The sequence below is a fragment of the Streptomyces sp. NPDC104367 genome (assembly GCF_055583825.1).
On the sequence record NZ_JBVJND010000092.1, the window covers coordinates 1 to 1,869 of the forward strand.

General features: G+C 71.5%; 1 protein-coding gene and 1 pseudogene. Both read right to left on the reverse strand.

Annotated features, from left to right (window positions below):
- Nucleotides 1–331: pseudogene (locus ACZ619_RS45795) on the reverse strand (ABC transporter permease); the annotation flags it as partial.
- A complete protein-coding gene (locus ACZ619_RS45800; protein WP_469611996.1) occupies nucleotides 328–1,845 on the reverse strand; it encodes a sugar ABC transporter ATP-binding protein in 1,518 nt (505 codons plus the stop codon). The pseudogene ACZ619_RS45795 and the gene ACZ619_RS45800, both read right to left, overlap by 4 nt.
- Between the last annotated feature and the right edge of the window lie 24 nt (nucleotides 1,846–1,869).

Genomic DNA, 1,869 nt, shown 5'->3' on the forward strand with positions numbered 1-1,869 from the left:
GGGGGTTGCCGCCGCTGTGGAGGTAGTCGCCGGCCGCGAACGCGGTGATCCCGAGGGTGGAGCCGACGGAGAGGTCGACGTTGCGGGTGATCACGACGAGGGACTGGCCGGTGGCGACCAGGACCAGGATCGTGGCGTTCAGGAGCAGGTCCTTGATGCCCTGCTCGGACAGGAACTCGCTGTTCCCGGCCTGGGTGACGCCGATCATCACCAGGAACACGACGAGGATGGCGAGTTCGCGCATCTTGAAGACGCGGTCCACGAGGCGGGTGCTGCTGCTGGTGGCGGGGAGCTCGTCGGTGGGGGCGGGGCTGGGGGCGGTGGCCGTCATGCTGCGGTCCTCCCGGTGGCTGCGGCCATCACGGTTTCCTCGGTGGCGTCGGTGCGGGGGATCTCGGCGGTGAGGCGGCCTTCGTGCATGACGAGGACGCGGTCGGCCATGCCGAGGATCTCGGGGAGGTCGGAGGAGATCATGAGGACGGCGACGCCGTCGGCGGCGAGCTGGGACAGCAGCCGGTGGACCTCCGCCTTGGTGCCGACGTCGATGCCCCGGGTGGGTTCGTCGACGATCAGTACCTTCGGGCCGGTCGCCAGCCATTTCGCCAGGACGACCTTCTGCTGGTTGCCGCCGGACAGCGTGGCCACCGCGTCCGCGATGCGGGCGTACTTGACCTGGAGTTTGACGGCCCAGTCCAGGGAGCGGCTGCGTTCGGCGCCGCGGTCGACGAGTCCGGCCTTCACGGTGGTGCGCAGGCCGGTGAGGCCGATGTTGCGTTCGATGGACATGTCCATCACCAGGCCCTGGGCGCGGCGGTCCTCGGGGACCAGGGCCAGGCCGGCGGCCATGGCCGTGGAGGGGGCGCCGCTGGTCAGTCTCCGGCCGCGGACCTCGACCTCTCCCGCGTCCCAGCGGTCGATGCCGAACACGGCGCGGGCGACCTCGGTGCGGCCGGCGCCGACGAGTCCGGCGAGGCCGACGATCTCACCGGCGCGGACCTCGAAGGAGACGTCGGTGAAGACGCCCTCCCGGGTCAGCCGGCGCACGGAGAGGGCGACGTCGCCGGGGGTGACGTCCTGTTTGGGGTAGAGCTCGTCCAGGTCACGGCCGACCATCCGGCGCACCAGGTCGTCCTCGCTCATGCCCTGGAGGGTCTCGGAGGCGATCCACGCGCCGTCACGCAGGGTGGTGACGCGCTGGCAGATCTCGAAGATCTCCTCCAGGCGGTGGGAGATGAACAGGACGGCGGCGCCCTGTTCGCGCAGGGTGCGCACGACGCCGAAGAGGCGGGCGACCTCGCTGCCGGTCAGGGCGGCGGTGGGCTCGTCCATGATCAGGACGCGGGCGTCGAAGGAGAGGGCCTTGGCGATCTCGACGATCTGCTGGTCCGCGATGGACAGTCCACGGGCGGGCCGGTCGGGGTCCAGGGCGACACCCAGGCGCTGCATGAGGGCGGCGGTCGCGGCCCGGGTGGCCCTGTGGTCGATGCGGCCCAGCGCGCGGCGGGGCTGGCGGCCCATGAAGATGTTCTCGGCGATCGACAGGTCGGGGAAGAGCGTGGGCTCCTGGTAGATCACGGCGATCCCGGCGTCACGGGCGTCGCCCGGGCCGTGGAAGGCGACGGGCCCGCCGTCCAGGAGGACCTGGCCGGTATCGGGCCGGTGCACTCCCGCGAGGGTCTTGATCAGCGTCGACTTGCCCGCACCGTTCTCACCGGCGAGGGCATGGACCTCACCGGGGAACAGGGCCAGGGAGACGTCCCGCAGGGCGCGGACGGCACCGAAGGACTTCGACACGTCCTCGAGCGCCAGCACCGGGGCCGGTCCCGTGTCGGACGGGTGGGTCATGAGGGCTCCTCGACGACACCAGCA

Excerpts from the sequence above, each read along its gene's own strand:
- ACZ619_RS45800 (WP_469611996.1), bottom strand. The coding sequence starts at position 1,845 with ATGACCCACCCGTCCGACACGGGACCGGCCCCGGTGCTGGCGCTCGAG.